This window comes from Bacillus sp. F2HM (assembly GCF_019266135.1).
Taxonomy (GTDB): domain Bacteria; phylum Bacillota; class Bacilli; order Bacillales; family Bacillaceae; genus Bacillus; species Bacillus safensis.
The window spans coordinates 1-4,265 of record NZ_LRMO01000035.1; the positions used below are offsets into that span (position 1 = coordinate 1).

The 4,265-nt window shown below is 44.8% G+C and carries 4 protein-coding genes; all 4 read right to left on the reverse strand.

Going from position 1 to position 4,265, the window contains the following annotated elements; genetic code table 11:
- Positions 1-136: 136 nt before the first annotated feature.
- Positions 137-1,114 (reverse strand): tripartite tricarboxylate transporter substrate-binding protein, encoded by a 978-nt coding sequence (locus AWT60_RS17835; RefSeq protein WP_056767649.1) that lies wholly within the window; start codon positions 1,112-1,114, stop codon positions 137-139.
- A gap of 3 nt (positions 1,115-1,117) precedes the next feature.
- Positions 1,118-1,813 (reverse strand): response regulator, encoded by a 696-nt coding sequence (locus AWT60_RS17840; protein ID WP_056767862.1) that lies wholly within the window; start codon positions 1,811-1,813, stop codon positions 1,118-1,120.
- A gap of 3 nt (positions 1,814-1,816) precedes the next feature.
- A complete protein-coding gene (locus AWT60_RS17845) occupies positions 1,817-3,412 on the reverse strand; it encodes a sensor histidine kinase (protein WP_041106267.1) in 1,596 nt (531 codons plus the stop codon).
- Positions 3,413-3,554: 142 nt separating this feature from the next.
- Positions 3,555-4,265: exosporium glycoprotein BclB-related protein (locus tag AWT60_RS17850; RefSeq protein ID WP_306299204.1), on the reverse strand; the 711-nt coding region annotated here is incomplete at its 5' end.

Below are 4,265 nucleotides of genomic sequence, written 5' to 3' on the forward strand. Positions count from 1 at the left end.
CTTCTTTTCAGCGTGATAGAAAACCTTCGAAGTCTAGGAAGGATGAGTACTGGAGCGGAGCGAATATAGATTCGTGAACACCGGCACGCAGGAATGACAACGAATGCAAGGGTTTGGCTACACGCTGGAAGCGGTCTCACTCGACCGCTTGTTCTCCTTGTATCAATTGCTCATATTGCCTTAATTGATCTTCCATAAAGATCTTTGCCTCTTTGCTGTTCATATAACGACTTGTCCAGCCCTTTTGCTTTAATCGCTTTTTCCAGGACTTCGTTTCCGTCATTTTTTGAAGAAGCTGATCCCATTCACGAATGTCATGCTGACTCATTTGTTTAGAGCCCATCACACCGCGCCAATGGGAGAAGATGAGCGGAATGCCCTGCTCTTTCCATGTCGGCACATCTTCAAATCCATCTAAGCGCTGGCTGGTTGTCGTCGCTACGAGCTTCAGCCTCTTTTTTTCATAATCATGACGAACCTCTGTAATGGTAGTCGTTGCTGCATCCACTTCATGGTTGATGAGCGCCTGAAATAAATCATCTGCACTGTCAAATTTCAAAAATTGAATGCGATAGGGATCAATCCCTGCCATTTCTGCTGCCCGGGCGAATGAGATTTGATCATCATTTCCAAAGTCAGGGGCAAACCCAATTTTTAAGGAATCTGGTTTTTTCTTGAGGGCGTGTAACAGCTCCTTCCCATTTGCAAAAGGAGAATCCATCGGGACTGCGACGACCTGCCACTCTTCTGCAAGGATTGCCAGCGGTGTCACATCATTCATCGTCACGTTACTGCTGCCAAGTAAATTACGGCTTAACAATAAGCTTGAATTTAAACTGATATAGTTGGCTTCTCGCTCCATCATGTATGTCCATCCTTTATCCACCGTTCCGCCTCTTTGATAAAGAATGTTCACAGGCCGGTTCACCAGTTTCTCTTGTTCAAGCACTGATTTCATCACCTGAGCCGTTTGGTCAAATCCTCCATCTGGTACACCCGACACCACAATATATAAGGAGCTTTGCTGTAGGAAAGAGTCTCCGGCTTTTTTTTCATTGAAGGTGAGTGTCATACAAAGGCAGAGCACGATCACAAAAAGTATTCCTTTTTTCATCTTTTAAGACTCCGCTTGTTTGGCAGGGTAATATTTACGTTCAGGTCTGCCAATGATTCCGTATGCAAGCTCTGCCCGGCATTCCCCTGTTGTCACGAGATACTCTACGTACCGTCTCGCAGTTGTACGTGATGCGCCCATCTTTTCCCCGAGTTCTTCTGCTGTAATTCCGCTATTCTCTGATGTCATCAATGTTTTCACTTTGTCCAAGGTCAGTGAATTGATGCCTGTGGGGAGATCTCTGTCATCCCTTTGTTTTGGCTCTTCCTGCATCTGCCCAAAAAACAAATCAATCATCGTTTGATTGACTTCATCCTTTGAATTGATGATGTCTTTCTTCTCTTTATATTCGGTTAAAACTTGTGCAAACTTTTGTGCGGTCACCGGTTTGATTAAATAATGAACCACTCCGTAATGAAGCGCATCTCTTAAAAGCGTCGTTTCCGTTGCAGCCGTGATAATGATCACATCTACTTCAGGACAGCGTTCTCTTAAAAGCGGCAGCAAGTTTGTGCCGAGTTCATCAGGCATATAGACATCAAGCAAAATGAGATCAACTTGTTCCCTTTGGAGCGCCTCCCACATATCCTTTGCACTCTTTGCCTTTCCGGCGACCTTAAATCCTTCTATCTTTTGTATATAAGATTCATGAATGGCAGCGATTCGAAAATCATCCTCCGCAATGAGTACCTTAATCACCATCTATTCCCCCTTTGTGCCTTTCGGTATGTATACAGTGAAGATGGCACCGCCTTCTTTTTGGTTCGCAACTTCAATCCAGCCCCCAAGCTCGTCCAATACTTCTTTCACATTCGCAAGCCCGTAGCCTCGTCCTTCTCCCTTTGACGAATGGCCTCTTGTGAAAATCTGTGACAGTTCCTCTTCATTCACTCCATCACCTGAATCTGACACTTCTATGATAATATCAAACCCAATATCTGTGATGAATAGGTCTACCTCGCGCTTCTCCTTATTTAATACAGCTTCAAAAGCATTGTCTACGAGATTGCCAATGATGGTGATAAAGTGAGATAGACTTAAATGAGCTGGGAGCGGCTCAAGTGAGCTATTTTCATCAATGTGGAAATGGACTTTCTTCTCTGATGCTTTCCCTAACTTGCCAAGTAAGATGGCTTGTATTTTAGGAGACCGAATCTGCTTCATGAGTAAATCGTGCTGACGGTTTTGCAGATGATATTCTTCTTTAATTAGGTCGATGGCTTCATCGACTTGATTCAGCTCAAGCAGGCCTAAGATGGCGTACAGCTTATTTGAGAATTCGTGCGTTTGTGCCCTTAGGTCTTCTGAATATTGGCTGACCTCTGTTAATGTATCCAGCAGCTTCGTCAGCTCTGTTTTCTCTCTGAAGCTCACAATCCCTCCGAATACTCGATGATCCTGCATTACTTTTTTCACATTTAAGACATAGGTTTTATCATTGACGACGGTTTCGATGTTAGGTTCAATCGTCTCTGCCTTTAAATAGAGAAGAAGTTTGGCATTTGGCAAGACTTGATCAATATGAAGTGGCAGCTTTGATGAGACGCGCAGCATGTGCTCAGCTGATGTATTCATCATCGTAATCGCGCCTTTCTGGTCAAACGCAATGATCCCTTCTTTTATAGCGAGCAGCATCGCTTCTCTTTCTCGATACAACGAAGCTATTTCATGCGGCTCAAGCCCTAATGTATCTTTGCGAATACTCTTCGTTAAAAAAATCGCACCGAATATGCCAGGCAAAAGCACGAGAAGTGCAATATAGCTAAGCTTGAATAGCTGATGAGCTGTCGCTTGATCAATTTCCTTTTTTAAAAATTCGACGGTGACTGTGCCGATAATTTCTTCATGCCCTTCTGTTTCTTTCATAATGGGTGCACTGCCTCTGACAACGGTTTCACCATTAGAATCATCAGTTGATATGGAAGTTCCTCCAAATAAGAGGGTACTTCTTCCTTCCGATACACTGATGGTTTTTCCTACGTCCTCATGATTCGTATGAACAAGGACCTTTCCTTTTCGATTGGTAATGAAGATGGCATGTGCTCTTACTTGCTCCTTCATTTGCTCAAGCACTGCCTGTTCTTCATTTTGGGACGCTGATAGAGCCACCGATGCTTTAATGGGCGGCATATATGATATCGTTCTAGCGGTCTGCACCGCCAGCTGTTCAGCTTGTCCCTGCCTTTCTGATGTCTGCAGAAAACCAAAACAAATGGTTAATAACGCAATGACAACAAGCAAAAGCCCGATAATTAACCCCAAAATTTTCGTTTGTAAAGTCACTTTCCTTTTGCCCATCCTCACCGCTACAACCCCTAATTCAGTAGATTCACCCGAATAGACTCTAAGAAAATGATATCATTTTTTCTGACTAAGTTAAGAGAAAATTATTTCAAACAAAAAAGGACGACTCAGGCATCGAGTCGTCCCTGTATGCCTATTACGTGATTGATAAACCCGCACTCGCATAGCCTGCTACGGTATTCACTAAGGAAAGACCTGTAGCTGATGCGGAGAATACAACAAGCAATCGTGTTTCCGGTGTGACTGGTACATTTAGACCAGTCGCAATACCATTTGCGATCGCACCCAGCGTTAAAACACCGGTTAAAGCTGGTGCTAAAGTGACACTCGCTACTTGAGTGAAACTGTTATTTGGTGTCGGTGAAGCAAACAAACTAGCTGTGACCGTAATACTTGTGCCAAGCAAAGAAAGAGCAGCTGTCGTACTGAAATAGCCAGCAAATGATGTGATTGTTCCGGCTCTAGGAACTGAGAACGCCATGTTGAGTAAAGTGCCTGCAGCGCCGGTTAAATCAATCACTCCGCCTAAAATACTGACACCTGTCGCTGAGTTACCAAATCCGATCAAGCTGGATGTTCCAACAAGACCGCCTGCAATTGTTGTCAGGACAGCAGGTGTACCTGAAGCAAACGGAATGATCGCACTTGAACCTGTCACTCCTGTTGGACCGGTGGCGCCGGTGGCTCCTGTACCTGTGACTCCGGTGGCGCCTGTTGCACCGGTTACTCCAGTTACTCCAGTTGCTCCGGTTGCACCGGTCGCTCCTGTTGCACCCGTTACCCCAGTTGCTCCTGTGGCTCCAGTAACTCCGGTAGCTCCTGTATCACCCGTTACCCCAGTTGCACC

Bases quoted from the DNA above. Each gene is read 5' to 3' on its own strand.
- AWT60_RS17845 (WP_041106267.1), bottom strand. From the start codon at position 3,412: ATGGGCAAAAGGAAAGTGACTTTACAAACGAAAATTTTGGGGTTAATT.
- AWT60_RS17835 (WP_056767649.1), bottom strand. From the start codon at position 1,114: ATGAAAAAAGGAATACTTTTTGTGATCGTGCTCTGCCTTTGTATGACA.